We start from the raw sequence: 25,509 nt of genomic DNA on the forward strand, positions 1-25,509 counted from the left end.
ACGTCAAAGTGCCGGCCAGCCCTTGCTTGCACGACGCAGCAGCAGCCAATGCCGGCGCAAGGCGGATAGCCGTACGACGCCATCGAGCGGTGATTGGCGCGACCGTTCCATCTTGCCGAGATAGGCACGCGACAGCGCCAGCGGCAGGAATACCGGGCGCAAGGACGCCGGCAGCGCTGCGGCGTCCTGCTCGAAGGCGGAAAGATGCTCGCGCGCCAGCGCCATCATCGCCGCCATGGCGCGCTGCGCACCAGGTCCGCCATCGCCGGCAACGAATTCCTCCGGCGATGAGCCCGCCGCCGCCAGGATGTCGGCGGGGACAAAACACTGCCCTCGCTTGCGGTGCAGCGGCAGCAGAAGCAACAGGCCGGTCATTGCCTGGGCACAGCCTGCCCTGCCCGCCAGTTCGGCGAACCTTGGCGCCTCGACCGGATCGAGCACCATCGCCGCAAGCTGGATGAGTGCCGCTGCCGTCTCGCCGCAATAGCCTTCCAGATCGGTGCGCGACGGCATCGGATCGTCGTAGAGATCGAAGATGCGGGCTTCGAGCATGTTTTCGAAGGCAAGTTTCGGCAATCTTAGCGCGGCGATGGTGGCATTCAAGGCTTCGGCAACCGGATGGCCCGCGCCCGCCTCGCCGCCGGCGGCTATCACATCGCGCCACCATTGCAGCCGCACCTCGCCGGGCAGCGGCTCGTGGATGCGATCACGGATGCCGGCAATTTCGGCATTGAAGGCATAGAGCGAGAACAGCGCGTCGCGCTTGTCGGCCGGCGCATAGAGCGCGGTCAGGTAGCGGTCGTGGTCGGCGGCGCGCACCGTGTCCATGACGATCTCGGTGTTCCGGGACATGTCAGTCGACGGCGATAAGCGCGGCGGCCACGGCGCGGTCCTCGGCCAGGAGCACGTTGTAGGTCCGCACGGCAGCGCCCGTCGACATCGGATCGGAGGCTATGCCTGCATTCTTCAGCGCCGCCCGCAGCGCCGCCGGCAATGGCCTCAAATCCCTGCCCATGCCGACCAGCAGGATCTCGACCTTGTCCGCCTCGGCCAGCAGCCTGTCGAAATCCGCCACGGTCAGTGCCGAGGGGTCTGCCGGCTCCCAGCCATGGATTCCTGACGGCAGGCACAGGAGCGAGCCGCGATGCGACATGTCGGCAAAGCGGAAGCCGCCATTGCCGTAGGCCTCGATCGGCGCGCGACCAGGGAAATGCGCCTCGCGGATGACGATGCCTTTGCCGGTCACCACTTTGTCACCCCTTCAGCGCCGCGCGTCAGGTCGCGACCGCCTTGCCGCCGTTGACCGGCTTCTCCTCGTCAGCCGAAGCCTGCGGCCGCAGCTTGAACAGGATCAGCAGCGGCGCCGCGATGAAGATCGACGAATAGGTGCCGAAGACAACGCCGAACAACATCGCCAGCGTGAAGGAGCGGATGACTTCGCCGCCGAACAGCACCAGCGCCAGCAGCGCCAAGCTGGTCGTGACGGAGGTCAGCGTCGTTCTCGACAGCGTTTCGTTGATGGCGTTGTTCAGCAGCTGCGGCAACGGCATTCGCTTGTATTTTCGCAGGTCCTCTCGAACACGATCATAGACGACGATCGTGTCGTTCAGCGAGTAGCCGATGATGGTCAGGATCGCGGCCAGCGATGACTGGTTGAACTCCAGCCCGGTGATGACGAAGAAGCCGAGCGTCATGACCACGTCGTGCACCGTCGCGACGATGGCGCCAACCGCGAACTGCCATTCGAAACGGAACCAGACATAGACAAGGATGCCGACCAGCGCGACGATCATGGCGATGGTGCCTTGCTTGGCCAATTCGCCGGAAACCGTCGGCCCCACCACCTCGACGCGGCGGAAATCATACTGGTCCTGCAACTCGCCGCGGACCTTGTCGATCACCGTCTGCTCGGCATTCTCACCGGCATCTTGCGTGCCGACGCGGATCAGCACGTCGTTCGGAGCACCGAACTGCTGCACCTGCACTTCGCCGATGTTGAGTTCCGTTAGTCTGCCGCGGATGTCGGCGAGATCGGCATTGCCGGACTTGGATTGCACCTCGATCAGCGAGCCGCCCTTGAAATCGATGCCGTAATTGATGCCGACGCTCATGAACAGCACCACCGACAGTATCGACAAGGTGCTCGACAGCGCGAACGTCCAACGGCGGATGCCCATGAACGGGATTTTCGTGCCGGGCGGAACGAAAGTCACCGGTGCCTTCGGCAACTCCTTCGGGCGAGCCCGACGCAGCCAGATCGACACCAGCAGACGCGTGAAGGTGAAGGCGGTGAAGACCGTGGTCAGAATGCCGATGGCATAGGTGATGGCAAAGCCCTTCACCGGGCCGGTGCCGAGATAGAACAGCACCACGGTGGCGATCAGCGAGGTGACGTTGGAATCGACGATCGTCGCCAGCGCCTTGGTGAAACCGGTGTCGATCGCCTGAATCACGGAGCGGCCGGCACGTCGTTCCTCGCGGATGCGTTCGTAGATCAGCACGTTGGAATCGACCGCCATGCCGATGGTCAGCACGATACCGGCAATGCCGGGCAAGGTCAGTGTCGCGCCGAGCAAGGAGAGCACGCCGACGATCATCGCCACGTGCACGGCAAGCGCGATATTGGCCAGGAAGCCGAGGAAGCCATAGGCGACGAACATGAAGGCAACGACGAGGATCGAGCCGATGATGCCGGCGACCTTGCCGGCGTGGATCGAATCCTGGCCAAGGCCCGGACCCACCGTGCGTTCCTCGATCACCGTCAGTGTCGCCGGCAGCGCGCCGGCGCGCAGCAGCACGGCTAGGTCGTTGGCGCTCTGCGCGGTGAAATTGCCGGATATCTGGCCGGTGCCGCCGAGGATCGGCTCGCGGATCTGCGGCGCCGAAATCACCTGGTTGTCGAGGATGATGGCGAACAGCTTGCCGACATTCTGCGCGGTCGCCTGGCCGAACCGAGCCGCACCCTTCGAATCGAAGCGGAATGAAACCACCGGCTCGTTGTTCTGCGAATTGTAGGTCGCCTGCGCGTCGACGAGGTTTTCGCCCGATACGATGACGCGGTTCTCGATCAGATACGGAACCGGCGGATCGTCCTGGGAATAGAGCACTGACGAGCCCGCGGGCGGGCGCCCCTTGAGGGCGTCCTGCACCGGCATGGACTGGTCGACCATCTGGAAGGTCAGCTTCGCGGTCTGGCCGAGGATTTCCTTCAGCCGCTGCGGATCCTGCAGGCCAGGCACTTGGACAAGGATGCGGTCGTCGCCCTGCCGCTGTACGATAGGTTCGGTGGTGCCGAGCTCGTTGACGCGGCGCTCGACCACCTCGATCGACTGTGCCAATGCGGTCGACGTGCGGTATTTGATGCCGGCGTCGGTCACCGTGAACTTGAGCAGGCCGGGCTCGGATTCATCCAGGGACATTTCCTGGATGGAGCCGCCGGTGAACAGGCCGGCGGCGACCGGGTCGGTCAAGGTTTTCAAGGCCTTCTTGGCGGCATCGAGCTGGGCGGGATCGGTGATGCGTACCTGCAAGGTCCGCCCGTTGCCGGCAAGACCGGTATAGCCGATCTTGGCATCACGCAGCAGTGTGCGGATTTCGTCGCGCGTCGTCTCCAGCCGATCCTTGATCAGGTCGTTCTGGTTCATCTCCAGCAGGATGTGCGAGCCGCCCTGCAAATCGAGGCCGAGCGTCATCTGCCGCTTCGGAACCCAGCTCGGAAGTTGGGCCAGCGTGCTGGCAGGGAACAGATTGGGCGCGGCGAGGATCACTGTGATGGCCACGGCCACCCAGATCAGGATCATCTTGAAGCGCGAAAAATACAGCATATGGCGTCGTCCGTCAGAGCGTGTCCGCGGATCGCTCCGCCTGGAATTGGGTTATTTCTTGGCGTTCTGGTTGGCCACCGGCTCGCCCTTGACGCGCACATCGGCGATCGTCGAGCGCAGCGCTGTCACCTTGGTGCCGCCGCCGAGGTCGATCTCGAGCTCATTGTCGTCGATCACCTTCGTCACCTTGCCGACGAAACCGCCGCCCGTGACGACCGTGTCGCCGCGACGGACCGCCGCCAGCATCTCGCCGCGCTTCTTCAGCTGCGTGCGCTGCGGGCGGATGATCAGAAAATACATGATCACGAAAATCAGGACAAACGGCAAAATGCTGATGAACATATCGGGAGAGGCGCCGCCGATGCCTTGGGCGTATGCCGGTGTCACGAACATCGAGGTACTCCTGAATTTTGAAAACGGCCGCGAACGGCCCCCTTGAAATTTGGCCGGAATATAGTCGGTAAAGTTGTCAATGCAACTGCGCGGCCCGGCAAATCGGCTGCTTTTCCGGCCTGTTGAGCCGTGTTAGAGCATGATCGCGAAAAGCGCGAGCCGGTTTTCCGAAAAGATCACGCTCGAACAAAAGGTTGGAACCGGTTTCGAACCCGACGGATTCGAAAAGATCCCTCCCACCTGCCCCAGGAAACGAAGCAAAAGACCTGAAATGACCGACAGCAGCATCGACGCCCTCAACAAGAAACTCGACAGCCTGATCGAGGCCGTCAGCCGCCTCGCCCCGCCGCCGGTGCCTCAAACCGACCTCGGCGAAGCCGACTGCTTCGTCTGGCAGGCCGATCCCGGCTATCTGGAGCCGGTGCGCAAGGTCAACCGCGTCGACATCGGCCTGATCCGCGGCGTCGACCGCGTCCGCGACATCCTGGTCGACAACACCGAGCGCTTCGCCGCCGGCCACCCTGCCAACAACGTGCTCTTGTGGGGCGCGCGCGGCATGGGCAAATCGTCGCTGGTCAAGGCCGTGCATGCGGAAATCAATGCCAAAGCCAAATCCAACCAATCCAAGTCCGACCAATCCAAGTCCGACCAGTCCAGGTCCGACCTGCCACTGAAGCTGATCGAGATCCACCGCGAGGACATCGACACGCTGCCGAAGCTGATGGGCTTGCTGAAGGCGGCTCCCTTCCGCTTCATCCTGTTTTGCGATGATCTGTCCTTCGACCATGACGACACGTCCTACAAGTCGCTGAAGGCAGCGCTCGAAGGCGGCGTCGAAGGCCGCCCGGCCAACGTCATCTTCTACGCCACCTCGAACCGTCGCCATCTGTTGCCGCGCGACATGATCGACAATGAGCGCTCGACCGCCATCAACCCGTCCGAGGCGGTCGAGGAAAAGGTTTCGCTGTCCGATCGGTTCGGCCTGTGGCTCGGCTTCCACAAATGCTCGCAGGACGAATATCTCGACATGATCAACGGCTATGCCAGCCATCACGGCCTCGACGTCGACCCCGAGCAGTTGCGCGCCGAGGCGCTGGAATGGGCAACGACCCGCGGCAGCCGCTCGGGCCGCGTCGCCTGGCAGTTCACGCAGGACCTGGCCGGTCGGCTCGGCAAACCGCTGAAGGATTGACGCTTGATCGCGTCGCCGACGCGATCCAGCGACACGGTCATTTGGGCGGCAGCGCCCGTCGCAAGTCGCGCGGCGTTTGACCAATCTCGCGGCGCATCCAATGCGCCAGGTGTGACTGGTGTGCGAAGCCCGTCAATTCCGCCACCTCGCTTGTGCTGAGATCGCCTCGCTGCAGCAGAACGCGCGCACGTTCGACGCGACGTCGCAACACATAGCGATGCAGGGTGAAGCCCGTCGCCACCTTGAACCATGTCCGCAAGTGCGAGCTGCTCGCGCCGGCAACCCGGCTTAGTCGATAGATCGAAAGGGGCTCGTGGAGAGCAGCCTCGATATGGTCAAGCACGCGCTTGAGTTGGGTATCCGACAACCGGTTCGTTCGACCGACATCAGGTTCACCGAGGCCAAGCAGCCTCACCGCGAGCGCTGCGCCGATGCTATCGGCAAACAACGACCCGCTCGGCGACTTCGCATTGAGATCGCTCTCGAGCGCCCGAGCGAGGTGTTCGATGCGCTGGTCACGAAGCAGATGGCGCGTATCGAGCCGCAATGCCTGCACCTTACCCCCAAGTTCCGCCGCCACCCTTTCCAGCAAGGCTGGCTGCAACGCGATCTCGATCGTGCCGAACGGGGTCTCAGCCTCGAATCCGCCCTCCTGTCCGGCAGGCACCAGGTCGATATCGCCGGCGCGCCTGACGAAATATCGTCGAACCTCACTGCAGTAGGAGCGCGTCGCGGCACTTGCATGCACCATGATGCGATGGTGTGGCGCCCGGGCCAGACGATGGACACCCGCTTCCACATGCCGGGACGCCATTGTTACGTCTGACGGGGCCGGAGCGACTTGCAAATGCATGCGTTCTCGATTCATGGCAAAACCTGTCCAAGACTTGGCAATTCCCGCGCGATTTTCAATGCCGTGGCTATGTACCTACGCCTCTCCATCAAACTTGGATGAGAGGTTATGCCATGAGTTTCTATGTTGTTGTCGGAGCAGGCCCGGTTGGTCGCGAGACCGCGCGCCTTCTGGGCGAAGAGGGACATGATGTTGTCTTGACGAGCCGAAGTGTCGGTTCGAACGCGCTGCAAAACGTCCGCACCGTGCAGTCCGACGCCACCGATGCCGCGGAACTATCGCGTATCGGCCGAAACGCCGATGCCATCTTCATGTGTGCCATGGCCACCTATCATCGGTGGCCGACCGACTTTTTCCCGATCATCGACGGTACCGTGCGCGCCGCGGAAACGGTCGGTGCGAAGCTGGTCGTGCTCGGCAACCTTTACGGCTATGGGCAAAATGCCGACAGCCCGCTTCGCTCCGACCTGTCCCTGGATCCGACTTCCAGGAAAGGAACCGTCAGGACGATCATGTGGCAGCGGTCGGTTCGTGCCGATGTACCAGCAATCGAGGTGCGGTCCAGCGACTATCTGGGACATGGCGCGATCAGCTATTTCTCACTCCTCGCCCTGCCCTCAATAATCGAGGAAAAACCTACCGCTTTCATCGGTGACCTCGACGCAACCCATGCCTGGACGTTCACCAAGGACGTCGCCAAGACGCTCGTCGCGGCTTCCCGCTATACGGGTGAATGGGACCGGGTATTTCATGTTCCCTCCCAACACGCCTCACCCCGGGAGCTCATCCATAAAACCGCGGCGATGCTCCGCCGGAATATTGTGGACACACGTTCCTATTCGATCCCCGAGATGGAAGCGTTGGGCATGCATGAACTCATCGAGATGAGCTACCTCTTCGAAAGCCCGTTGCTGGTCGATTTCTCCGACGCCGAGACGCTTCTCGGCGTGAAGGCGAGCAGCCTTGAGACGATGATCGCCGACACGCTGCGTGATCATCTTTGAGCCTTGAGGGAATAGGTGTTGGGCAGCAACTGAAAAAGCCCGCTCCTTGCGGAGCGGGCTGAGCCGGCGGGCTGGACTGGAGGTCAGACGGCCCGCAAAATCGCTTTTTTTCTTCTATTCGAGATAGGTCGAGGGATCGACCGGGGCCGAGTTCTTGCGCACCTCGAAGTGCAGCTTCGGCGAATCCGTCGTACCGCTCATGCCAGACAGCGCAATTTCCTGTCCGCGCTTGACCTTCTGGCCGCGCTGCACCTCGATCGAACTGGCGTGGCCGTAGACGGTGACGAGGCCATTCTCGTGGCGCACCAGCACCGTGTTGCCGAATTCCTTGAGGCCGTCGCCGGCGTAGATGACGACGCCGTTCTCGGCCGCCTTGATCGGCGTGCCCGAGGGCACGGCGATGTCGACGCCGTCCTTGCCGGATCCGAAACCAGAGATCACCCGGCCGCGCACCGGCCAACGCATCTTGCCGATACCCGTGGCATCCGGCGCCACCGCGTCGTCGTCCTCGGCCTGCTGGATGACCTTCGCATCCTTCTTCGGCGGCGTGTAGGATGCCAGCGTTTCCGACGGCGTTGTCTTTGCCGCAGGCTGCGTCGTTGCCGTCGTCACCGGATCGACCTTCGCCGGCTTGACGCTGGCGACAGTCGCGGTTCCGCCGGCCGGCACCTTCAAGGTCTGGCCGATCTTGAGCAAGCCATCCTTCATGCCGTTGGCCTGCTTCAGCGCAACGACGCCGACACCGGTCTTCCTGGCAATCGACGACATCGTGTCACCCGACTGGACCGTATAGGTGCCAGCCGCACTGGTTGCCTTGGCCACCTGCGTTGGTTTGGGCTCCTTGGGCTGGCTTGCGGCGGCCGACGTATCGACCTGAGCGGCAGTCTTGCCTTCTTTGAGCTTCGGCTGCTGCGGCAGCACTGCGACCTTGTCCGGCGCGGTGGCCGGCAGGTTATGCTTCCCGTCCTTCGCCGGCTTTGCGTCGGCGACCTTCGGCTCGGCCTTGCTCGAATAGGCATAGGCCGGGATGACGATCTTCTGGCCGCTCTTCAGCCCCTTGGTCGGGCTGAGGCCATTCACCTTCATGATGACATCGGCCGGCACCTTGTAATGCGCTGCCAGGCCGGAAATGGTCTCACCGTCCCTGACGACGATTTCGGTCGCGTGCGGCCTGCCCGCCTCCGCCACCTTCGGCGCATCGGGTTGCGCTTCCTTGAACGGCTTCGCGGCCGGCGCGACGGTGCCGGTTGTCGTCCTGTCGACATGAGGAGCCGGCCGGACCATGGCCGGCGCCGATGCGACACGCACCGGATTGGCGGCAGGCGCGAGTGCCGGCTCTGGCTGGGCCTGGGCTGTGGCGGGCGGTGGCAACGGCCGGCTGGAGACCGGATCGAGGCTGGAGCGGCTCACCGACTGCGTATGGCTGCCATCGAGCGGAGCGGCCGAGACGTCGCCCGGATAGGGCTGTACGGCATCCTGCTTGTTGATGATGGCGCGCTGATTGTTGGTCGAAGAGGTGAAAACGTCATCGACACTGTTGAACCGCGAAGCCTGGGAACTGCACCCTGCTGCCGCGCCTGCAATCATGAGAACAGCGCAGCCCCGCGCCAGATTGCGACTATTTGCCTTCAAAACACTGAATTGCATCGCACTAACCCGCACAAACGCTGAACCAACTGGACAGGATTAAAGCGCGTTAATGTTACTGGTCGGTTAACCCATTAGAATCCGACGAAAATTTTCTTAAAACATTTTCGAGTGCGCCGGAGGCGCTTTGAGATTCAGGTCAAGCCGAGTCGAAAATGGTTGATACCGAGAACCGGAGCGGAGCGTACTTCAGTACGCGAGCGCTGGAAGCGCAGACATCAGCCATTTGCAGGCCGGCCTCACCTGAATCTCATGCGCCTAGATCACCGCGGCGACGCTGCGCAAGATCGGCTGCAAGCGCACCAGGCCGATATCCTCGCGCTCGAAACGGCTGCCGACCTTGGTCAGCTTGGCCAGCACCTGCTCGCCCTCCTCCGGCCCGATCGGTGCGATGACGATGCCGCCGCTCGATAGCTGATCGAGCAGGAAGCGCGGCAGGCTGTCGAAGGCGGCCCAGGCAACGATGCGGTCGAATGGCCCTTCGTTGGGCAAACCGCCGGAGCCGTCGGCCTGCCGGACAATGACATTGCCGATGCCGAGCGCCTCGAAACGCTGCCTGGCCTGTTCGACAAGCGTCTTGTAGCGGTCGACGGTGACGACCCGCGCCGCCAGACGCGACATCACCGCAGCGGTATAGGCAGAGCCGGTTCCGATCTCGAGCACGCGGTTTCCCGCTTCGATGGCGAGTGCGGCGATCACCGCCGCCTGCATGTCCGCCCCTTCGATCGCCTCGCCGCATTCGATCGGCAGCATGCGGTCCGACCAGGCGATCTGATGAAACTGTGCCGCCAGGAAGCCACGCCGCGGCGTTGCCTCGAAAGCCGCGATCAGCGCCTTTGGCACGGTTCCCCTGCCGCGCAGGCGCAAAAGGAAAGCCGCAAATCCTTCGCGATCGTCGATTGGAAAGCCCTGGTTCATGCAAGCGCCTTGCTCAATTGGTCACGGATCTCATGCGCGGTGAGGTCGAGCTGCAACGGCGTCACCGACACCAGACGATTGCGCAGTGCGTAGAGATCGGTGCCTTGCTTGCCCTCGACCGGTTCGCGGCCGAAGCGCAGCCAATAGTAAGGCAGGCCGCGCCCGTCACGCCGCTCGTCGACCCAAAGGCTGTGCACGAGCTTGCCCTGCGAGGTGACCACGGTGCCTGCGACTTCCTCGGGAAGGCAGTTCGGAAAATTGACGTTGAGCAGCACGCCATCGGGCAGCGGCGTCGCGACAAGCTTCTTCAGCAGCGCCGGCGCCAGCGCCTCGGTGGTCTCATAGGGAACCACGCGATCCTCGCCGACTGTGCTGTAGCCCTGGCTGAGCGCGATCGAGCGGATGCCGAGCAGCGCGCCTTCCATGGCGCCTGCGACGGTTCCTGAATAGGTCACGTCGTCTGCGATGTTGGCGCCCGAATTGATGCCCGACAGGATCAGGTCGGGTGCGCCGGGCAGGATCTTCTTCACGCCCATGATGACGCAGTCTGTCGGCGTACCGCGCACGGCAAAATGCTTCTCGCCGATCTTGCGCAGCCGCAGCGGCTCCGAGATCGAGAGCGAATGCGCATAGCCGGACTGGTCCTGCTCCGGCGCCACTACCCAGACATCGTCGGAGAGCGTGCGGGCAACGCGCTCGAGCGACGCCAGGCCCTCGGCATGGATGCCGTCGTCATTGGTCAGAAGAATGCGCATTATTTCGATTCGATCTTTTCCAGACCGCCCATGTAAGGCCGCAGCACTTCAGGAATGGTTACGCTGCCATCCTCATTCTGGTAGTTTTCGATGACAGCTATGAGAGCGCGGCCGACGGCGGTGCCCGAACCGTTCAGCGTATGGACGAAGCGGTTGCCCTTGCCGTCCTTGTCCTTGTAGCGAGCGTCCATGCGGCGCGCCTGGAAATCGCCGCAGACAGAGCAGGACGAGATTTCGCGATAGGCGTTCTGACCGGGCAGCCAGACCTCGATGTCATAGGTCTTGCGTGCGCCAAAACCCATGTCGCCGGTGCACAGCACCATGGTCCGGAACGGCAGGCCGAGCCGCTTCAGCACTTCCTCGGCGCATTGCGTCATCCGCTCATGCTCGGCGAGCGACGATTCCTGATCGGTGATCGAGACCAGCTCGACCTTGTAGAACTGGTGCTGGCGCAGCATGCCGCGTGTGTCGCGCCCGGCCGACCCTGCTTCCGAGCGGAAGCACGGCGTCAGCGCGGTATAGCGCAGCGGCAGCTTTTCATGCGCGGTGATTTCCTCGCGCACCAGATTGGTGAGCGGCACTTCGGCGGTGGGGATCAGGCCAAGCCGGCCCTCCCCGTGCTGCGCGAAGAACAGATCCTCCTCGAACTTCGGCAACTGGTTGGTGCCGAACAGTACCTCGTCGCGCACCATCAGCGGCGGAATGATTTCCTCATAGCCGTGCTCGTTGGTGTGCAAGTCGAGCATGAACTGGCCGATCGCGCGCTCCATCCGTGCCAGACCGCTCTTCAGGACGGTGAAGCGTGAGCCCGACAGTTTTGCCGCGCGCTCGAAATCCATCATGCCGAGCGCTTCGCCGATCTCGAAATGCTCCTTCACCCAGTTCCGGCGCGTCGGCACTTCGCCGACGATATGCTTGACCACATTGTCGTGCTCGTCCTTGCCGACCGGCACGTCGTCGAACGGCACATTGGGCAGCACGGCAAGCGCGTCGTTCAGCGCCTTGTCGAGTTCGCGCTCGCGCGCCTCGCCATTCTGGATGAAGGTCTTGATCTCGCCGACTTCGGCTTTCAGCCTTTCCGCAAGGGCCGCATCGCCCGAACGCATGGCGTTGCCGATCTCCTTCGAGGCGGCGTTGCGGCGCTCCTGACTGGCCTGCAGCTCGGTTACATGCTCGCGCCGCGCCTCGTCCATGGCGATCAATTCATCAACCGTGGACTGCGCCTCAGCCGCCGACCACGAGCGCTTGACCAGCGCCTCGACAAGGGCCTTCGGGTTGTCGCGAATCCATTTGATGTCAAGCATGGTTTATCCGTCCTCAGCTATGCGAGAGGGCGTAAACCGCATCCTTGATTGATGCAAGATAGAGCGGACAGCGACTGTCTATTTCCAGCGCTGCCTGTTGTCTTACGAAGCAGCCGGCGCTGGGGGCTCGTCCGGCGCTTTATCCGCCACGGTCTCGCCGGCTTCCTGCTTCTCGCGCGCCACCCGCTGCTTTTCCTGATCCCGCTCGATCCACCGCGCGGCCCAGATCGAGACCTCGTAGAGAAGGATGGTCGGAATGGCCAAGCCGATCTGGCTCATCGGATCCGGCGGTGTCAGCACGGCGGCAACGATGAAGGCAATGACGATCGCCCATTTGCGCTTTTCCGCCAGCGCCTTGGACGACAGCATGCCGACGCGCGTCATCAGGCTGGTCACCACCGGCAACTGGAACACCAGGCCGAAGGAAAAAATCAGCGTCATGATGAGGCTGAGATACTCCGACACTTTCGGCAGGAGTGAGATTTGCACCTGATCGTCGGTGCCAGCCTGCTGCATGGCGAGGAAGAACCACATCACCATCGGCGTGAAGAAGAAATAGACCAGCGAGGCACCCATCAGGAACAGAATGGGCGACGCGATCAGGAACGGCAGGAACGCGTTGCGCTCGTTCTTGTAGAGGCCGGGCGCGATGAATTTGTAGATCTGCGTGGCGATCAGCGGAAAGGCGATGACCATGCCGCCGAACATGGCGAGCTTGACCTGCGTGAAGAAGAATTCCTGCGGCGCGGTGTAGATCAGTTCGACCTTGTGCGGATCGAGCCCCGCCCATTTCGTCGCCCATTTGAACGGGACGACCAGAAGGTTGAACAGCCTCTTGGCGAAGAAGAAGCAGACCAGGAAGGCGACAAAGAAGCCACCGAGCGACCAGATCAGCCGCCGGCGCAGTTCGATGAGATGCTCCATCAGTGGAGCGGACGATTTTTCGATCTCGTCCTTTTCCTTGTCCGAAACGCTCACTTGGCGGCTCCCGCCGTCTTTTTGGCTGCCGGCTTCTTCACTGGCGCAGGTTTCGGTTCGGCCTTCGCCGCGGTCTTAGCAGCAATCGTCTTGGCAGCAATCGTCTTGGCAGCAATCGTCTTGGCCTCAGCAGGCTTCGCCGCTTCAGGCTTTGGCGCAGGCGCGGTCTTCGCTTTCGCAGGCGCAGAAGCTTTTGCCGCCGACGCTTTTGCAACCGGCCCAGCCTTTACCGGCGCAGCTTTGGTCGCCCTCTTCGCCGCGGGCGCCTTGGGCGCCGCACTCGATGACGGCGTTACCACCGATTCATCGGTCATTGCCGGGAAAGTCGCCGGCGCGACCTCCGCGCCGCCAGGCATGGTTGTCGCGCCATTCTTCAATGGCTCGGCCGCCACGGGTGTAGAGGGTGCGGGCGTTGCCGGATCAGGGGCCGGCTTCGGCTTCATCGCCGCGTCGACACCGGCGCGCACATCGGCTGCTGCCTGCTCGAAGGGATTGAGCTGCTTCTTGATCTCGGCAACGGGGCTGAGGCCCCTGAGCTCGTCGACCGACTTCTTGACGTCGTCGAGCTCTGCTTCCTTCAGCGCTTCGTTGAACTGCTTCTGAAAATCGGCGGCCATGGCGCGCAGCTTCGCCGTCGTGCGGCCAAAGGTACGCAGCATGTTGGGCAAATCCTTCGGTCCGACGACCACGATCATGACGATCGCGATCACCAGCATTTCGGTCCAGCCGACTTCAAACATGGCAATCTGTTCCGACTAGAACTTTCTGGCTCAGCTCTTGCTGGCTTTTTCCTTCACGGCCGAAACGGTCTCGTCGGCACGGTGTTCGACGGTGCGCTTGTCTTCGGCGACATCGTCATCCGCCATGCCCTTTTTGAAGCTCTTGATGCCTTTGGCCATGTCACCCATCAGCTCGGGGATCTTGCCGCGGCCGAACACCAGAAGCACGATGACCAGCACGATCATCCAGTGCCAAATCGAAAATGAACCCATAGCAAATCTCTCTCGAATGGTTTCCCTGGCGATGATCTATGCGTTTTCGCGTTGGGATTCAAACACAACTGCGACAGAGTTTATGAAAGGGTGGCGGTTGTCACGCATTTTCAGTGTGATGGCCCGCTACGAATCCGCGCATGTACAGTCTGCCAGCTGCTTTTGAAACAGGTTTCGCGGTCAATCTTCCGTGACGCGCGGCGTCAACAGGCCGAGTTCCTCGAGATCGATGTCGGTCAGCGGATCCTCGTCCTCGGTCAGCGCATCCGGGTCGGCCGGCGGCTGCGGAATGGAGAAATTAGACGGCATGCGGCCCGAAAGCAGGCCGGCGCCCTTCAATTCTTCCATGCCGGGAAGATCACGGATTTCCTCGAGCGCGAAATGGTCGAGGAAGGTTTCGGTGGTGCCGTAGGTGACCGGACGGCCGGGCGTCTTGCGGCGGCCGCGCATGCGCACCCATTCCGTCTCGAGCAGCGTGTCGAGCGTGCCTTTCGAGGTCTCGACACCGCGGATGTCCTCGATCTCGGCGCGCGTCACCGGCTGGTGATAAGCGATGATCGCCAGCACTTCGAGCGCCGCCCGCGACAGTTTGCGCTGCTGCACCGTATCGCGGCTCATCAGGAAGGCCAGGTCGCCGGCGGTGCGGAACGCCCAGCCATCGCCGACGCGCACCAGATTGACGCCGCGCCGGGCGTAGATCTGCTGCAGCTCGGTCATCGCGAGGGCGACATTGATGCCGTCGGGAAGGCGCGCGGCAAGCTGCTTTTCGCTGACGGGTTCGGCGCTGGCGAACACGATCGCCTCGGCCATACGCACGGCCTCCGCCATATGCAGCCGCTCGGCCGGATTCTGGACCTGCTCGGCGCCCTCTTCGGCAACAAGCTCCTGCTCCGGCTCATCTTCGACCTTGAACGGGATCACGGAAGCATTGGCGCGTTCGCTCATGTTGCCACCTCGACTGCCTTGATCGGTTGCACCCGGCCGCGCAGATAGATCGGTGCGAACGTCTGATCCTGACGAACGTCCATCGTGCCGTCACGCACCAGTTCCAATGTTGCCGCAAAGGAACTGGCGATCGCCGTGCGCCTTTCCTCGGGGCTGGTCATGTACACGATCAGGAAACTTTCCAGCGTCGTCCAGTCGCTAACAGCCCCGACCAGGCGGGTCAGGACGTCGCGCGCGTCCTTGAGCGACCAGACGCCACGCCTGGCGATCGTCACATTGTTGATTGCCTGCTTCTGCCGCTGCTGGGCATAGGCGGTCAAGAGATCGTAGAGCGACGCCGAATAGGCGTTGCGCTTCTCGATGATGACCATTTCGGGCATGCCGCGCGCGAACACGTCGCGGCCGAGCCGGTTGCGGTTGACCAGGCGCGCCGCAGCGTCGCGCATGGCTTCCAGGCGCTTCAGCCGGAACTGCAGCACCGCTGCCAGCTCTTCGCCGCTTTCGCCCTCTTCGCCCGGTTGCTTAGGGATCAACAGCTTCGACTTGAGGAAGGCGAGCCATGCCGCCATCACCAGATAGTCGGCGGCAAGCTCCAGCCGCAGCGTCCTCGCCGTCTCGACAAAGGCCAGATACTGCTCGACCAGCGCCAGGATCGAGATGCGCGCCAGATCGACCTTCTGGGTGCGGGCAAGGTGCAGGAGAAGGTCGAGCGGACCTTCGAAGCCGGCCACGTCGACGACCAGCGACGGGTCGCCCGTCAGCCGTGAATCGTCGTTCTCGGCCCACAGGCGGTCCATCGGTGCGGCCTTCGCGGCCTTGCCTTCCAATGTTTCCGCCACTGCCCCGTCACTTCCTTTCAGCTAGGCCACCGCATCGAAATAGGTGGCGAATTCGGCGCGTATCTCGGTTTCTTCGGCCGCGTCGCGTTTCTCTATATAGGTCATCGCGCGCTTTGCACGCTCAAGCGACTTGCCCTCAAGCCCCTTGGTCCGCGACGCGATGCCCGCCATCTCCTCGAAAACGCCGTTGCAGTGAAGGACCAGATCGCAGCCCGCCGCAAGGATCGAGGCCGCCTTTGTCGGGAAATCCCCAGAAAGTGCCTTCATCGAGGTGTCGTCGCTCATCAGGAGCCCATCAAAGCCGATCTCGCGGCGGATGATCTCGTCGATGACCTTGCCGGACGTCGTCGCCGGGTTGTTGGGATCGATGGCGCTGTAGACGACATGCGCCGTCATCGCCATCGGCAGATGGTTGAGCTCCCGGAACGGAGCAAAGTCGTGCCGCTGCAGATCACCGAGCGAGGCGTTGACGACGGGCAGCTCGAAATGGGTGTCGGCGAAGGCCCTGCCATGGCCCGGAATATGTTTCATGACCGGCAGCACGCCGCCCGACATCAAGCCTTCGGCAGCGGCGCGGCCGAGTTCGATGACCGGACGCGGCTCCTTGCCGTAGGCGCGCGCGCCGATGACGTCGCTGGCGCCCTCGATCGGCACGTCCAGCACCGGCAGGCAATCCGCCGTGATGCCGTAGCGCAGCAAGTCGAAGGCGTGCAGGCGCGCCAACAGCCAGGCCGCGCGGGCACCGGCGTCATGATCGTCGCGCCACAACGCGCCAAGCGCGCCGCCCGCTGGATAGTTCGGCGCCAGCGGCGGCCGCAGGCGCTGCACCCGGCCACCCTCCTGGTCGATGAACACCAGCGCATCGGGACGCCCGATGCAGTCGCGCATCTCGGCGACCAGGTCGCGGATCTGCTCGGTCTCGCCGATGTTGCGGGCAAACAGGATGAAGGCCCACGGGCATTCATTGCGATAGAAATTGATTTCTTCGCGGGTGAGCGATTTCCCGGCACAGCCGAGGATCATGGATTTTGATTCGGTCATGCCTGGAGTCTAGGACTTCGCGCGACGAAAGGGAATCGTCCCGGGATCACCGCCGCCCGGCGCCAGAACGGCTTCCACATGAAAAAGCCGGCGCGGTATAAGACCGCGCCGGCTTGATTGGTTGACCGGTGACTAGAGCGGGTCACCGTTTCACGGAAACGGCAAACCGCTCTAACTCTTGGTTTTGACGCAATTCCGAACGGAAAATCGCTTCACGCTTTTCCTGGAATTGCTCTAGCGCGACACGAAGCAGTTGCCGCCGGCAGCCTTGTAGTTGGTGCACAGGTTGATGGCATCGTTGCGCGACTGAGCCACGACGCGAACGCGGTAGAACGTACCCTTGCCGGCGATCTCGGCCTTGACGATGTTGGCTTTGCGGCCGGAAAGCACGCTGGCGTAACGACGCTGCAGATCCTGGTAACTCGACTGGGCGCTTTCCACCGTCGGCTGCGAAGCAACCTGCATCGACCACGAACCGCCACCGGTTGCCGTCGTTGCCGGATCGATGGAGGCGACCTGATCGGGCTTGACCTCGCCGACGACGTCGACCGGCTGGTCTGACGGACGCTGTGGCGCGATCGCAACCTTGGCCGGAGTATTGGCTGACTGGGCCTTTTCCGGTTTGGCTGCCGGCTTGAGGGCCGGCGCGTCGTCCGACTGTGCGGCGACGGGCGCCACGGTGCCGGTCTGGTCGGCATCGGACTGGGCCGCAGGGGCGACATGCTGCGGCGCCGGATCGGCCGGTTCGGTGACGGCCACCTGCGGTGCGGCCGGTGCCGGGTCCTCGCGCGGCACCAGCGAGCCGTCCGACTTGACGACCATGGTCCTCACCTTGCGCGGCGCAACGGCGACGACATCGGCGTTGGTGCCCTTCTCGGCATCCTGCAGCACCTGCGCGATGCGATCCTCGGACTTGGGTGCCGGCGCTACGTTGTCGGCTGGCGCCGCATCGCCGGTCGGCGCTGCATTGGCAGTCGCCAGCGCCGCATTGGCGGTCGCCGGCGCGGCATTGGCGGTCGTCTGCGCGGCGTTGTTGTCGCCCGTTTCGCCGGCGGCAGCGTTCTGGTCAGCCGCAGCGTTCTGGTCGGGGGAAAGATCGACGGCGCGTGCCGGGTCCTTCGCCTGCACATCCACCGGTTCCTCGACGTCGGTGACAAGCTTCTGCTGAACCGGCTCGGCCGGTTTCGCGCCCTTGACCACCGCGTCATAGACCTTGTTGTCCTGGTTCGGCACCACGGTGCCGCCCGGATTCTCAGGCTTGACCTTGATCGGCGAATTGTCGGCCTTGACGATCACCGGAGCTTCGCTCCCGCCCTTGCCACCCAAAGACAGCGCAAAGGCTCCAAGGCCGCCTGCAACCGCCACCGCACCGACAATCGCCGCGATGAACAGGCCGCGACGCCCCGACGACTTGGCCGCCTCGCGTTCGCCCAGACCCGGAACGGACATCGCCTCGTCGAGTTCCGGATCGTAGTCGAGTTCGTCGACGGTGAAATCGTCCGCCTGCGAAACCGGCTGGCTGCCTGGCAGGCTGTCGAGGTCGAAGCCGTCAGCGGCATCGGCATAGCTTGCGGTCGTCGCCGCACGGGCCGGCATTTCCGCCGGTCGCGCCGCATAGGTCCGCGCTTCCGGCTGATAGGCCGGTTTGGGCTCTTCATAGGCCGGATTGAGGCCACCAGGGTTGAAACCGGCGTTGTAGGATTCATCGGCATACGAAGCGCTGCCAGCGGAGGCCGGCGCCACCTCGACCGAATTCATCTCGGTCAAAAGGCTGGCGAACTCAGCATCGAGATCGTCATAGCCGGCCGTCGTCGGCGCATCTTCCTCGAAGTGCAGCTCCGGAATGTCGAGATCGTCAGCCAGCGCCACGACGCGCTCGGGCACATCGACCGTTTCGACATCGGGCATCTCGTCGTAGCGCGGGGACTGCGGCGCCGGCGGTGCCGAGACTGGGGTTGTGTAGGCAGCAGCCGCAGCCGGTTCGGCCGCACGGTAGGACGGCACAGATGCCACCGCTGGGGCCGCTTCCGGTGTGGCGGTCCTGGCCGCCATCGAAGCGGACGGCTGCGCGGCAAACGCCGGCGGCTGGGGAACCGGCGTCACGCGGCTCCACGAGCGGGCTGGCTCCGTCGGCGTGGAACGTTCCGCCAGCCAATCGAGAGAATCATCCCGATCCTGCGGGGAAGCGGTCCCCTCACGTGGATCGAGGCTGTTGGCCAAGGCGGCGTCGAATGCATCATTGTCGAAATCAACGTCGACCTCGGCGGCATCCGAGCCGTGATCCCCGAGTTCATCGAACAGCATATCGTCGAGATCGACATCGGCGGCCTGGGCGGCATGCGCCTCTTCGGACGCCGACTCATCGAGATCCCAGTCGAGGTCGCCAGCAAGGTCGGCGGGCTCGTCGGCAACCGTCTCTGGTGCGGCAGCAGGCTGGGCGGGAGCAGCGGAAGGCTGGGCCTGGGCCACAAAGGGTTGAGCCATGACGGGCTCTTCCTTGGCCGCCGGAGCCGTGCGCTGGGTCATGGCACCCAGCAGCGCGTTCAACTCGTCTTCCAGGCTTCGTTCATTGGCGGCAGGGGCCGTCACGGTTGCGGCGGGCGCCACCAGCCAGGCGGGAGTGGCCGCGGCCTCGGCAACGACGGGCTCTTCGGCAGGCTCGGCAACGCCATCGTCCAAGCTCGGATCGAATGCATCATCCGGCCCGGCTTCAGGGCTTGAAAATTCGCCAGTATCCACGGCATCGGCGCGCACTTCGTCTGCTTCCGCCTGATCGAAGGCCGCCGGCTCGTCCGCTGGAACGTCAAAATCCACATCGACATCGGCAATGGCGTCGTCGAAACGGCCCTCGAAATCCTCGTCGGAAATCGCCTGGTCCTGGCCGGCCGCCACCGGCTCTGGGTATTCCACCGTGGTCGCAGCCGCATGACGCTGATCCACCGGATGGCCGTCGAGCATCAATTCGTCTTCGAGCGAAATCGCGGCTTCGTCGTCAAACTCAGGATGGGAGGCTGCCTCGACAACCGGCACTTCGGCAACCGCGTGCTGGGTCCCGGCGACTTCGTCCTCGATGCGGAAATCCTGATCGAGCGACGCGGCAAGCTCGTCCTCCATCGGCACATCGTCTTCGAAGGGCGAAACGTCTTCGAGCGAACTGGCGACGGCATTATCGAAATCGGCGTCGAAGGCAGGTTCGACGGCTGGTGCGGCTTCGGCAGCGCTGGGGTTCCCATGGCTGGCGACGGACGCCTGCTCATCGGCAGCAGTGAAGTCCAGGTGGAAATCGTCGTCGAGCGAAAGCGCAAGATCATCGTCCGCGCGAAGATCGTCATCCGTCCCTTCATGAGCGGAAGCCGTTTCGAATGCCGGCTCATGAGCTTCGACACCCGGAGCGGCGTCGCTGTCGCCAGCGTCGAACTCGCCCATCAGTTCCTTTTCGAGGTCGATATCGAAGTCGCCCTCATCCGCCGGCTGACTGGCGACGTCGGCTTTCGGCTTGACCGGCTGGCGCGGGTCGAATCCCATGATCCTGGTCAGTTCCGCGAACGGATCATCGTCGGCGATGTCGTTGTTGTCGGCTACTCTCAGCTGGGTTCTGTCTGCCATTATTGTTCCCGAACTCGCACTCAGTCGGACGCCATGGACGTCGCGCAGGGTTGGCCCTTACCAGCGCAATGTGGGCAAAAGGTGACAGGTTTTTTAGTCAAACCTAACGCATTTCGGTAGGCGCGGCGGCTCCGATCAGCGTCAGGCCGGACGTCAGAACGTCCGAAACAGCCTGCACCAGCCCTAGTCTGGCATGCGTCAATTCTCGGTCGTTAACCTTAACAAAACGTAAGTCCGGATTATCTGTGCCACGGTTCCAGTGTCCGTGGAAATTGGAAGCGAGATCGTAGAGGTAGAATGCCAGCCTATGCGGCTCCAGCGCAAGCGCGGCGGACTCGATGAGACGCGGATATTCGGCGAGCTTGCGGATCAGGCCGATCTCGCCCTCATCGGTCAGCGACGTCACCGCCGCCACAAGGCTGTTGCGGTCGAAATTCGCCTCCCCCAACTGCTCGCTCGCCTGCCGGAACACCGAATGGCAGCGTGCCGAGGCGTACTGCACATAAAACACCGGATTGTCCTTGGACTGCTCGGTCACCTTGGCGAAGTCGAAATCGAGCGGCGCATCGTTCTTGCGGTAGAGCATCATGAAGCGGATCGGGTCGCGCCCGACTTCCTCCACCACTTCGCGCAACGTCACGAAATCGCCGGAGCGCTTCGACATGCGAACCGGCTCGCCATCGCGAAACAGCTTGACCAGGTTGCACAGCAGCACGGTGAGCTTGACGTCGTCGCCGGCAATTGCCCGCGCCAGTGCCTCCAGCCGCTTGACGTAGCCGCCATGGTCGGCGCCGAGCACATAGATCAGGTCGACGAACCCGCGATCGACCTTGTCCTTCAGGTAGGCGACGTCGGCGGCGAAATAGGTGAATGAGCCGTCGGACTTGACCAGAGCCCGATCCATGTCGTCGCCGACCGCGGTCGAGCGGAACAGCGTCTGCTCACGGTCTTCCCAGTCGTCCGGCTTCTCGCCCTTGGGCGGCGGCAGCTTGCCCTTGTAGATATGGCCCTTCAGCGTCAGGTCGTTGATCGCCGACCGGATCTTCCTGGCATTGTCGGCATGCAGCGTGCGCTCGGAGAAGAACACGTCGTGATGCACGTTGAGCAACGCCAGATCCTCGCGGATCATCGCCATCATCGCATCGATGGTCCGGTCCTTGACGATGGCCAGCGCCTCGTCATCCGGCATCTGCAGCAAGGAGCGTCCAAATTCCTTGACCAGGGCCTCGCCGACGGGGACGAGGTAGTCTCCGGGGTAGAGCCCTGGCGGAATCTCGCCGATGTCCTCGCCGAGCGCCTCGCTATAGCGCAGGAAGGCCGAGCGTCCGAGCACGTCGATCTGCGAGCCCGCATCGTTGATGACATATTCCTTGGTCACGTCGTAACCGGCGAAGGCCATGATATTGGCGAGCGCGTCACCGACAACCGCGCCCCGGCAATGGCCGACATGCATCGGCCCGGTCGGGTTGGCCGAGACATATTCGACATTGGTTTTCCGGCCGGCGCCGATCGTCGAGCGGCCATAGTTGCGCCCCTCGCCCAGAAGTGCCGACAGGTGGGCCTGCCAGAAGCCGTCCTTGAGCCGGAGGTTGACGAAGCCCGGACCGGCGACCTCGGCGGCGGCGACATCCACGTCATCCCGCAGCACCAGCGCCAGCCTGTCGGCCAGCACGCGCGGGTTCTGCCCCGTAGGTTTGGCCAGCACCATTGCAGCATTGGTCGCAAGGTCGCCATGGCTGGCGTCGCGCGGCGGCTCGACTGCGATGCGCGACAGATCGGGCGAAACGCCGTCTTTGTCTTTCAGATCAAGCGCTTCGACAGCCTTTATGACTCGCGCGGTGAAATCGGCGAAGATGTTCATGGGTATTGCTCTGGCGGCTTTATGGCGAATCCGGCTCGTTGGCCGGCAAAATCGAGCCCGCCCTAGCTCAAATCCGGGGTGCGGTCAAACAAACGCCGGTGTTCCTTCAGCGCGTAAGTGTCGGTCATCCCGGCCAGAAAGTCGGCCACGCTGCGGGCCTTGATGCGATCTTCAGCCCGGTCCAACCCCTCGCGCCAGCCATCCGGCATGGCGCGCGGGTCGGCGAAATAGACGTCGAACAGGTCCCTGACGATCTGCTCGGCATCGCCGCGCACCCGCATGACTTCCTTGTGGCGGTAGAGGTGCTTGTAGAGGAAAGCCTTCAGTTCCTTCTCGACCGCTGCCATCTCGGCGGAAAAGGTCACCATCGTCTCGCCCGCCGCCCTCACCGCATCGGCGCTCTGCGGCCTGACGCGCTCCAGATTGGCTGTCGTCGACATGATCACGTCCTCGACCATGGCGGTGATCTGCCGCCGCATCAGCTCATGGCCGGTGCGAACGTCATCGAGCCTTGGATAGCGCTCGCGTACACTCTTCAGGATCGTTCCCGGCAGCGAGACAGTCTTCAGCATGTCCAGCGTCAGCAGCCCTGACCTCAACCCGTCGTCGATATCGTGGTTGTTGTAGGCGATGTCGTCGGCGATCGCGGCACACTGCGCCTCGATGCCGGCGAACCGGTCAAGTTCGAGGTCCTGCAACTGCGAGTAATCGCGGATTGCCTGCGGCACGGCTCCTTTCAGGCCCTTGCCGCTGCCGTCGGTCAGCGGGCCATTGTGCTTGACCAGCCCTTCCAGCGTTTCCCAGGTCAGGTTCAGCCCGTCGAATTCAGCGTATCGCGCCTCAAGCCTGGTCACGATGCGCAGCGATTGCGCGTTGTGGTCGAAGCCGCCCCATTGGGCCATCTTCTCGTTCAGCGCGTCCTCGCCGGTGTGGCCGAAGGGCGTGTGGCCGAAATCATGCACCAGCGCCACCGCCTCGGCCAGATCCTCGTCGCCGCGCAGCGCCCGCGCCAGGGCACGCGCGATCTGCGCCACCTCGATCGAATGGGTCAGCCTCGTGCGGTAGTGGTCGCCTTCATGGGCGATGAAGACCTGCGTCTTGTGCTTCAGCCGCCGGAACGCCGTCGAATGGATGATGCGGTCGCGGTCGCGCTGGAACGGCGTGCGGGTCGGGCTCTCGACCTCGTCGAACAGCCGGCCGCGCGAGCGCGCCGGATCCGTGGCATAGGCCGCGCGCGGCCGATAGCCGAATCCGATGTCGCCCAACTCGTTGGTCATGGCTGATGCTGCCGCGGTTGACTTGATCTAGTTGACTTGGCCCCTCTCGCTTCATACCTATCATGTGAAACCGAAAGCAAGGTGACGCCCATGGGCGCTGATGCCAAGACTGCCATGAAAGTCGACATGACCGAGGCCGCCGCCAGGCGGATCGCCAAGATCGTTTCTGGCGAAACCGGCAAGACGGCGCTGCGCGTTTCCGTCGAAGGCGGCGGCTGCTCGGGTTTTTCCTACAAGTTCGACCTGGTCGACACGCGCAATGACGACGATGTCGCCATCGAGCGGGACGGCGCCACCGTGCTGATCGACGATTTGTCGCTGGTCTATATGGGCGGCTCGGTGATCGACTTCGTCGACGATCTGATGGGCCAATCCTTCCAGATCAAGAACCCGAACGCGGTCGCCTCCTGCGGCTGCGGCACCAGTTTCTCCATCTAGCGGCATTGCGATGCCTGCCATCGGCGCGGTCCGTCAGGTCGCGCTGTCGGCCGGACGCGACCTTGATTCGACGCTGGCCTTCTGGCGCGATGTGCTTGGTATGGGCGTTCACGCCCGCTACGATCCCCCGGGTATCGCCTTCATCATGGCGGGCGATGTGCGCCTGCTGTTCACCGACGGCGTTCCGGCCGGCACCGTCTATCTCGACATTGCCGGCCTCGAACCTTTCCATGCCCAGGCGAAGGCCGCGGGCGTTCCCTTCACCGCACCGCCGACGCTGGTGCATCACGATACCGAAGGCCAGTTCGGTCCAGCGGGAGAAAGCGAGTGGATGGCCTTTATAAAAGATCCTGCTGGCAATACGATCGGCCTCGTCGAACGCCATCCGCCGCAGGAAGAATAAGACCGTCATGAAAATCGTCACCTGGAATATCAACGGCGTTCGCGCCCGCATCGGCAACCTCACCCATTGGCTGACCGAGAGCGCGCCCGATATCGTTTGCCTGCAGGAGATCAAGACGGTCGACGACCAATTCCCGCGCGCCGAGATCGAGGCGCTGGGCTACAATGTCGAAACCCATGGCCAGAAAGGCTTCAATGGCGTGGCGCTGCTGTCGAAGCTGCGCTTCGACGAGGTCACCAAGGGCCTGCCCGGCGACGATGCCGACGAACAGGCGCGCTTCATCGAGGGCGTGTTCTCGACCGACAAGGGCGCCCTTCGGGTGGCCTCGCTCTATCTGCCGAACGGCAATCCGATCGATGACGAGAAGAAATTTCCCTACAAGCTGTCCTGGATGGCGCGGCTGGAGCGCTGGGCCGAAGAGCGCCTGAGGCTGGAAGAGGCGCTGGTGCTGGCTGGCGATTACAACGTCATTCCCGAGCCGATCGACGCGCGGTTTCCGGAGAACTGGCTGGGCGACGCGCTGTTCCAGCCGCAGACGCGGCAAGCGTTCCGGCGGCTGCTCAACCTCGGCTTCACCGAGGCCGTGCGCGCGGTTACCGATGCGCCGGACACCTATACGTTCTGGGATTACCAGGCCGGCGCCTGGCAGAAGAACAACGGCATCCGCATCGACCATCTGCTGCTGTCGCCGGAAGCCGCCAACCGATTCTCGTCGGCCTCGATCGAAAAACATGTGCGCGCCTGGGAAAAGCCGTCCGACCATGTGCCGGTGGCGATCGACCTCGCCTTGTTGCCGGCCTGACGGAGAAGCGCCCCCGGGCCAGATGCCGGGACACAGCCGAGCTGGACCTCATGTCGCCACATTCAGGCGCATGATGGGAGATCATCATGGCGGCTGGGGTTCCCATGAGCATTCGATTTCTTGTTTGTCCGATCGGCTTGGCATTTGCCACCGCCGCTATGGTGCCGGCTTTCGCCGCACCGGAATGTCTTGCCAATGGCAAATCCTATCCGGTCGGTCAGGTCGCCTGCCTGACCGTTGCCGACCAGAGCCATCTGGCTCGCTGTGAGATGGTGCTCAACAACACATCCTGGACGAAGGTCGGCGACAACTGCCCCGAAAACACCATGGCGCCACACCTGCACGTCACCCCGATCTCGACGCCCGCGCCAAGCATGGTGCCGACTGAACCCACCGAGAACTGATTTTCCCGTTGTCTGATCCCCCTTTGGGGAGAT

Annotated in this window: 24 protein-coding genes; 6 read left to right on the plus strand and 18 right to left on the minus strand. The window is 63.2% G+C overall.

Annotated features, from left to right (window positions below):
• Positions 1–3 precede the first annotated feature (3 nt).
• The 4 genes from FJ978_RS21435 to yajC are packed head-to-tail and all read right to left on the minus strand — an operon-like array spanning position 4 to position 4,217.
• Positions 4–852, minus strand: a complete 849-nt coding sequence (locus tag FJ978_RS21435; RefSeq protein ID WP_181176740.1) for a phytoene/squalene synthase family protein — start codon at positions 850–852, stop codon at positions 4–6.
• Position 853: 1 nt separating this feature from the next.
• Positions 854–1,249 (minus strand): Mth938-like domain-containing protein, encoded by a 396-nt coding sequence (locus FJ978_RS21440; RefSeq protein WP_032928014.1) that lies wholly within the window; start codon positions 1,247–1,249, stop codon positions 854–856.
• A 25-nt stretch (positions 1,250–1,274) separates the two neighbouring features.
• Entirely contained in the window at positions 1,275–3,824 is a 2,550-nt protein-coding gene (gene secDF / locus FJ978_RS21445; RefSeq protein WP_140573784.1) for a protein translocase subunit SecDF, read from the minus strand.
• Positions 3,825–3,875: 51 nt separating this feature from the next.
• Positions 3,876–4,217, minus strand: coding sequence for a preprotein translocase subunit YajC (gene yajC, locus FJ978_RS21450; protein WP_010909882.1), 342 nt, complete (start codon positions 4,215–4,217; stop codon positions 3,876–3,878).
• Positions 4,218–4,488: 271 nt separating this feature from the next.
• On the opposite strand from yajC, the gene FJ978_RS21455 reads away from it, so the two are divergent.
• A complete protein-coding gene (locus FJ978_RS21455; protein ID WP_140573786.1) occupies positions 4,489–5,409 on the plus strand; it encodes an ATP-binding protein in 921 nt (306 codons plus the stop codon).
• Between the two features lie 37 nt (positions 5,410–5,446).
• Here the strand turns inward: FJ978_RS21455 and FJ978_RS21460 are convergent, their stop codons facing one another.
• The gene (locus FJ978_RS21460) at positions 5,447–6,262 is read right to left on the minus strand and encodes an AraC family transcriptional regulator (protein WP_140573787.1); all 816 of its coding nucleotides are present in this window, start codon (positions 6,260–6,262) and stop codon (positions 5,447–5,449) included.
• Between the two features lie 113 nt (positions 6,263–6,375).
• Between FJ978_RS21460 and FJ978_RS21465 the strand changes: the two genes are divergently transcribed.
• Entirely contained in the window at positions 6,376–7,266 is an 891-nt protein-coding gene (locus FJ978_RS21465; protein WP_140573788.1) for an NAD-dependent epimerase/dehydratase family protein, read from the plus strand.
• 114 nt (positions 7,267–7,380) lie between these two features.
• Here FJ978_RS21465 and FJ978_RS21470 read toward each other — a convergent pair whose 3' ends face one another.
• The 13 genes from FJ978_RS21470 to FJ978_RS21530 form a co-directional block, all read right to left on the minus strand.
• Positions 7,381–8,913, minus strand: coding sequence for a peptidoglycan DD-metalloendopeptidase family protein (locus FJ978_RS21470; RefSeq protein WP_041164198.1), 1,533 nt, complete (start codon positions 8,911–8,913; stop codon positions 7,381–7,383).
• A gap of 258 nt (positions 8,914–9,171) precedes the next feature.
• Positions 9,172–9,831 carry a protein-L-isoaspartate(D-aspartate) O-methyltransferase gene (locus FJ978_RS21475; RefSeq protein ID WP_013895107.1) on the minus strand — a complete coding sequence of 220 codons (660 nt, stop codon included), beginning with the start codon at positions 9,829–9,831 and terminating at the stop codon, positions 9,172–9,174.
• The gene (gene surE, locus FJ978_RS21480; protein WP_013895106.1) at positions 9,828–10,586 is read right to left on the minus strand and encodes a 5'/3'-nucleotidase SurE; all 759 of its coding nucleotides are present in this window, start codon (positions 10,584–10,586) and stop codon (positions 9,828–9,830) included. Before surE ends, FJ978_RS21475 begins: the two co-directional genes overlap by 4 nt.
• Complete coding sequence (gene serS / locus FJ978_RS21485; protein WP_140573790.1) at positions 10,586–11,890, minus strand: serine--tRNA ligase; 1,305 nt, start codon at positions 11,888–11,890, stop codon at positions 10,586–10,588. The genes surE and serS overlap by 1 nt, the downstream gene beginning before the upstream one ends.
• A 102-nt stretch (positions 11,891–11,992) precedes the next feature.
• A complete protein-coding gene (gene tatC, locus FJ978_RS21490; protein ID WP_013895104.1) occupies positions 11,993–12,868 on the minus strand; it encodes a twin-arginine translocase subunit TatC in 876 nt (291 codons plus the stop codon).
• Positions 12,865–13,608 carry a Sec-independent protein translocase protein TatB gene (tatB, locus tag FJ978_RS21495; protein WP_140573792.1) on the minus strand — a complete coding sequence of 248 codons (744 nt, stop codon included), beginning with the start codon at positions 13,606–13,608 and terminating at the stop codon, positions 12,865–12,867. The genes tatC and tatB overlap by 4 nt, the downstream gene beginning before the upstream one ends.
• 30 nt (positions 13,609–13,638) lie before the next feature.
• Entirely contained in the window at positions 13,639–13,860 is a 222-nt protein-coding gene (locus FJ978_RS21500; protein WP_013895102.1) for a twin-arginine translocase TatA/TatE family subunit, read from the minus strand.
• 180 nt (positions 13,861–14,040) lie between these two features.
• Positions 14,041–14,805, minus strand: coding sequence for an SMC-Scp complex subunit ScpB (gene scpB, locus FJ978_RS21505; RefSeq protein ID WP_140573794.1), 765 nt, complete (start codon positions 14,803–14,805; stop codon positions 14,041–14,043).
• A complete protein-coding gene (locus tag FJ978_RS21510; protein WP_140573952.1) occupies positions 14,802–15,602 on the minus strand; it encodes a ScpA family protein in 801 nt (266 codons plus the stop codon). Before FJ978_RS21510 ends, scpB begins: the two co-directional genes overlap by 4 nt.
• Before the next feature lie 63 nt (positions 15,603–15,665).
• Positions 15,666–16,685: a beta-N-acetylhexosaminidase gene (gene nagZ, locus FJ978_RS21515; RefSeq protein WP_013895099.1), complete on the minus strand. Its 1,020-nt coding sequence runs from the start codon at positions 16,683–16,685 to the stop codon at positions 15,666–15,668.
• A 234-nt stretch (positions 16,686–16,919) separates the two neighbouring features.
• Positions 16,920–20,291 carry an SPOR domain-containing protein gene (locus tag FJ978_RS21520; RefSeq protein WP_140573796.1) on the minus strand — a complete coding sequence of 1,124 codons (3,372 nt, stop codon included), beginning with the start codon at positions 20,289–20,291 and terminating at the stop codon, positions 16,920–16,922.
• A 103-nt stretch (positions 20,292–20,394) separates the two neighbouring features.
• Entirely contained in the window at positions 20,395–22,152 is a 1,758-nt protein-coding gene (gene argS, locus FJ978_RS21525) for an arginine--tRNA ligase (protein ID WP_140573798.1), read from the minus strand.
• Between the two features lie 62 nt (positions 22,153–22,214).
• Positions 22,215–23,429: a deoxyguanosinetriphosphate triphosphohydrolase gene (locus FJ978_RS21530; protein WP_140573800.1), complete on the minus strand. Its 1,215-nt coding sequence runs from the start codon at positions 23,427–23,429 to the stop codon at positions 22,215–22,217.
• 90 nt (positions 23,430–23,519) lie between these two features.
• Here FJ978_RS21530 and erpA point away from each other — a divergent pair, with 90 nt between their 5' ends.
• The 4 genes from erpA (at position 23,520) to FJ978_RS21550 (ending at position 25,476) form a co-directional block, all read left to right on the plus strand.
• Positions 23,520–23,867 (plus strand): iron-sulfur cluster insertion protein ErpA, encoded by a 348-nt coding sequence (gene erpA / locus FJ978_RS21535; RefSeq protein WP_140573802.1) that lies wholly within the window; start codon positions 23,520–23,522, stop codon positions 23,865–23,867.
• A 10-nt stretch (positions 23,868–23,877) separates the two neighbouring features.
• Positions 23,878–24,270, plus strand: coding sequence for a VOC family protein (locus FJ978_RS21540; protein ID WP_013895094.1), 393 nt, complete (start codon positions 23,878–23,880; stop codon positions 24,268–24,270).
• Positions 24,271–24,277: 7 nt separating this feature from the next.
• Positions 24,278–25,072, plus strand: a complete 795-nt coding sequence (gene xth, locus FJ978_RS21545; RefSeq protein ID WP_013895093.1) for an exodeoxyribonuclease III — start codon at positions 24,278–24,280, stop codon at positions 25,070–25,072.
• 86 nt (positions 25,073–25,158) lie between these two features.
• Complete coding sequence (locus FJ978_RS21550; protein ID WP_023778716.1) at positions 25,159–25,476, plus strand: hypothetical protein; 318 nt, start codon at positions 25,159–25,161, stop codon at positions 25,474–25,476.
• Positions 25,477–25,509: the final 33 nt, after the last annotated feature.

Origin of the sequence: Mesorhizobium sp. B1-1-7 (assembly GCF_006442705.1) — a bacterium.
Classification (GTDB): domain Bacteria; phylum Pseudomonadota; class Alphaproteobacteria; order Rhizobiales; family Rhizobiaceae; genus Mesorhizobium; species Mesorhizobium opportunistum.

Bases quoted from the DNA above. Each gene is read 5' to 3' on its own strand.
- FJ978_RS21435 (WP_181176740.1), bottom strand. From the start codon at position 852: ATGTCCCGGAACACCGAGATCGTCATGGACACGGTGCGCGCCGCCGAC.
- secDF (WP_140573784.1), bottom strand. From the start codon at position 3,824: ATGCTGTATTTTTCGCGCTTCAAGATGATCCTGATCTGGGTGGCCGTG.
- yajC (WP_010909882.1), bottom strand. From the start codon at position 4,217: ATGTTCGTGACACCGGCATACGCCCAAGGCATCGGCGGCGCCTCTCCC.
- FJ978_RS21455 (WP_140573786.1), top strand. From the start codon at position 4,489: ATGACCGACAGCAGCATCGACGCCCTCAACAAGAAACTCGACAGCCTG.
- FJ978_RS21460 (WP_140573787.1), bottom strand. From the start codon at position 6,262: ATGCATTTGCAAGTCGCTCCGGCCCCGTCAGACGTAACAATGGCGTCC.
- FJ978_RS21465 (WP_140573788.1), top strand. From the start codon at position 6,376: ATGAGTTTCTATGTTGTTGTCGGAGCAGGCCCGGTTGGTCGCGAGACC.
- FJ978_RS21470 (WP_041164198.1), bottom strand. From the start codon at position 8,913: ATGCAATTCAGTGTTTTGAAGGCAAATAGTCGCAATCTGGCGCGGGGC.
- FJ978_RS21475 (WP_013895107.1), bottom strand. From the start codon at position 9,831: ATGAACCAGGGCTTTCCAATCGACGATCGCGAAGGATTTGCGGCTTTC.
- surE (WP_013895106.1), bottom strand. From the start codon at position 10,586: ATGCGCATTCTTCTGACCAATGACGACGGCATCCATGCCGAGGGCCTG.
- serS (WP_140573790.1), bottom strand. From the start codon at position 11,890: ATGCTTGACATCAAATGGATTCGCGACAACCCGAAGGCCCTTGTCGAG.
- tatB (WP_140573792.1), bottom strand. From the start codon at position 13,608: ATGTTTGAAGTCGGCTGGACCGAAATGCTGGTGATCGCGATCGTCATG.
- FJ978_RS21500 (WP_013895102.1), bottom strand. From the start codon at position 13,860: ATGGGTTCATTTTCGATTTGGCACTGGATGATCGTGCTGGTCATCGTG.
- scpB (WP_140573794.1), bottom strand. From the start codon at position 14,805: ATGAGCGAACGCGCCAATGCTTCCGTGATCCCGTTCAAGGTCGAAGAT.
- FJ978_RS21510 (WP_140573952.1), bottom strand. From the start codon at position 15,602: ATGGACCGCCTGTGGGCCGAGAACGACGATTCACGGCTGACGGGCGAC.
- nagZ (WP_013895099.1), bottom strand. From the start codon at position 16,685: ATGACCGAATCAAAATCCATGATCCTCGGCTGTGCCGGGAAATCGCTC.
- FJ978_RS21520 (WP_140573796.1), bottom strand. From the start codon at position 20,291: ATGGCAGACAGAACCCAGCTGAGAGTAGCCGACAACAACGACATCGCC.
- argS (WP_140573798.1), bottom strand. From the start codon at position 22,152: ATGAACATCTTCGCCGATTTCACCGCGCGAGTCATAAAGGCTGTCGAA.
- FJ978_RS21530 (WP_140573800.1), bottom strand. From the start codon at position 23,429: ATGACCAACGAGTTGGGCGACATCGGATTCGGCTATCGGCCGCGCGCG.
- erpA (WP_140573802.1), top strand. From the start codon at position 23,520: ATGGGCGCTGATGCCAAGACTGCCATGAAAGTCGACATGACCGAGGCC.
- FJ978_RS21540 (WP_013895094.1), top strand. From the start codon at position 23,878: ATGCCTGCCATCGGCGCGGTCCGTCAGGTCGCGCTGTCGGCCGGACGC.
- xth (WP_013895093.1), top strand. From the start codon at position 24,278: ATGAAAATCGTCACCTGGAATATCAACGGCGTTCGCGCCCGCATCGGC.
- FJ978_RS21550 (WP_023778716.1), top strand. From the start codon at position 25,159: ATGGCGGCTGGGGTTCCCATGAGCATTCGATTTCTTGTTTGTCCGATC.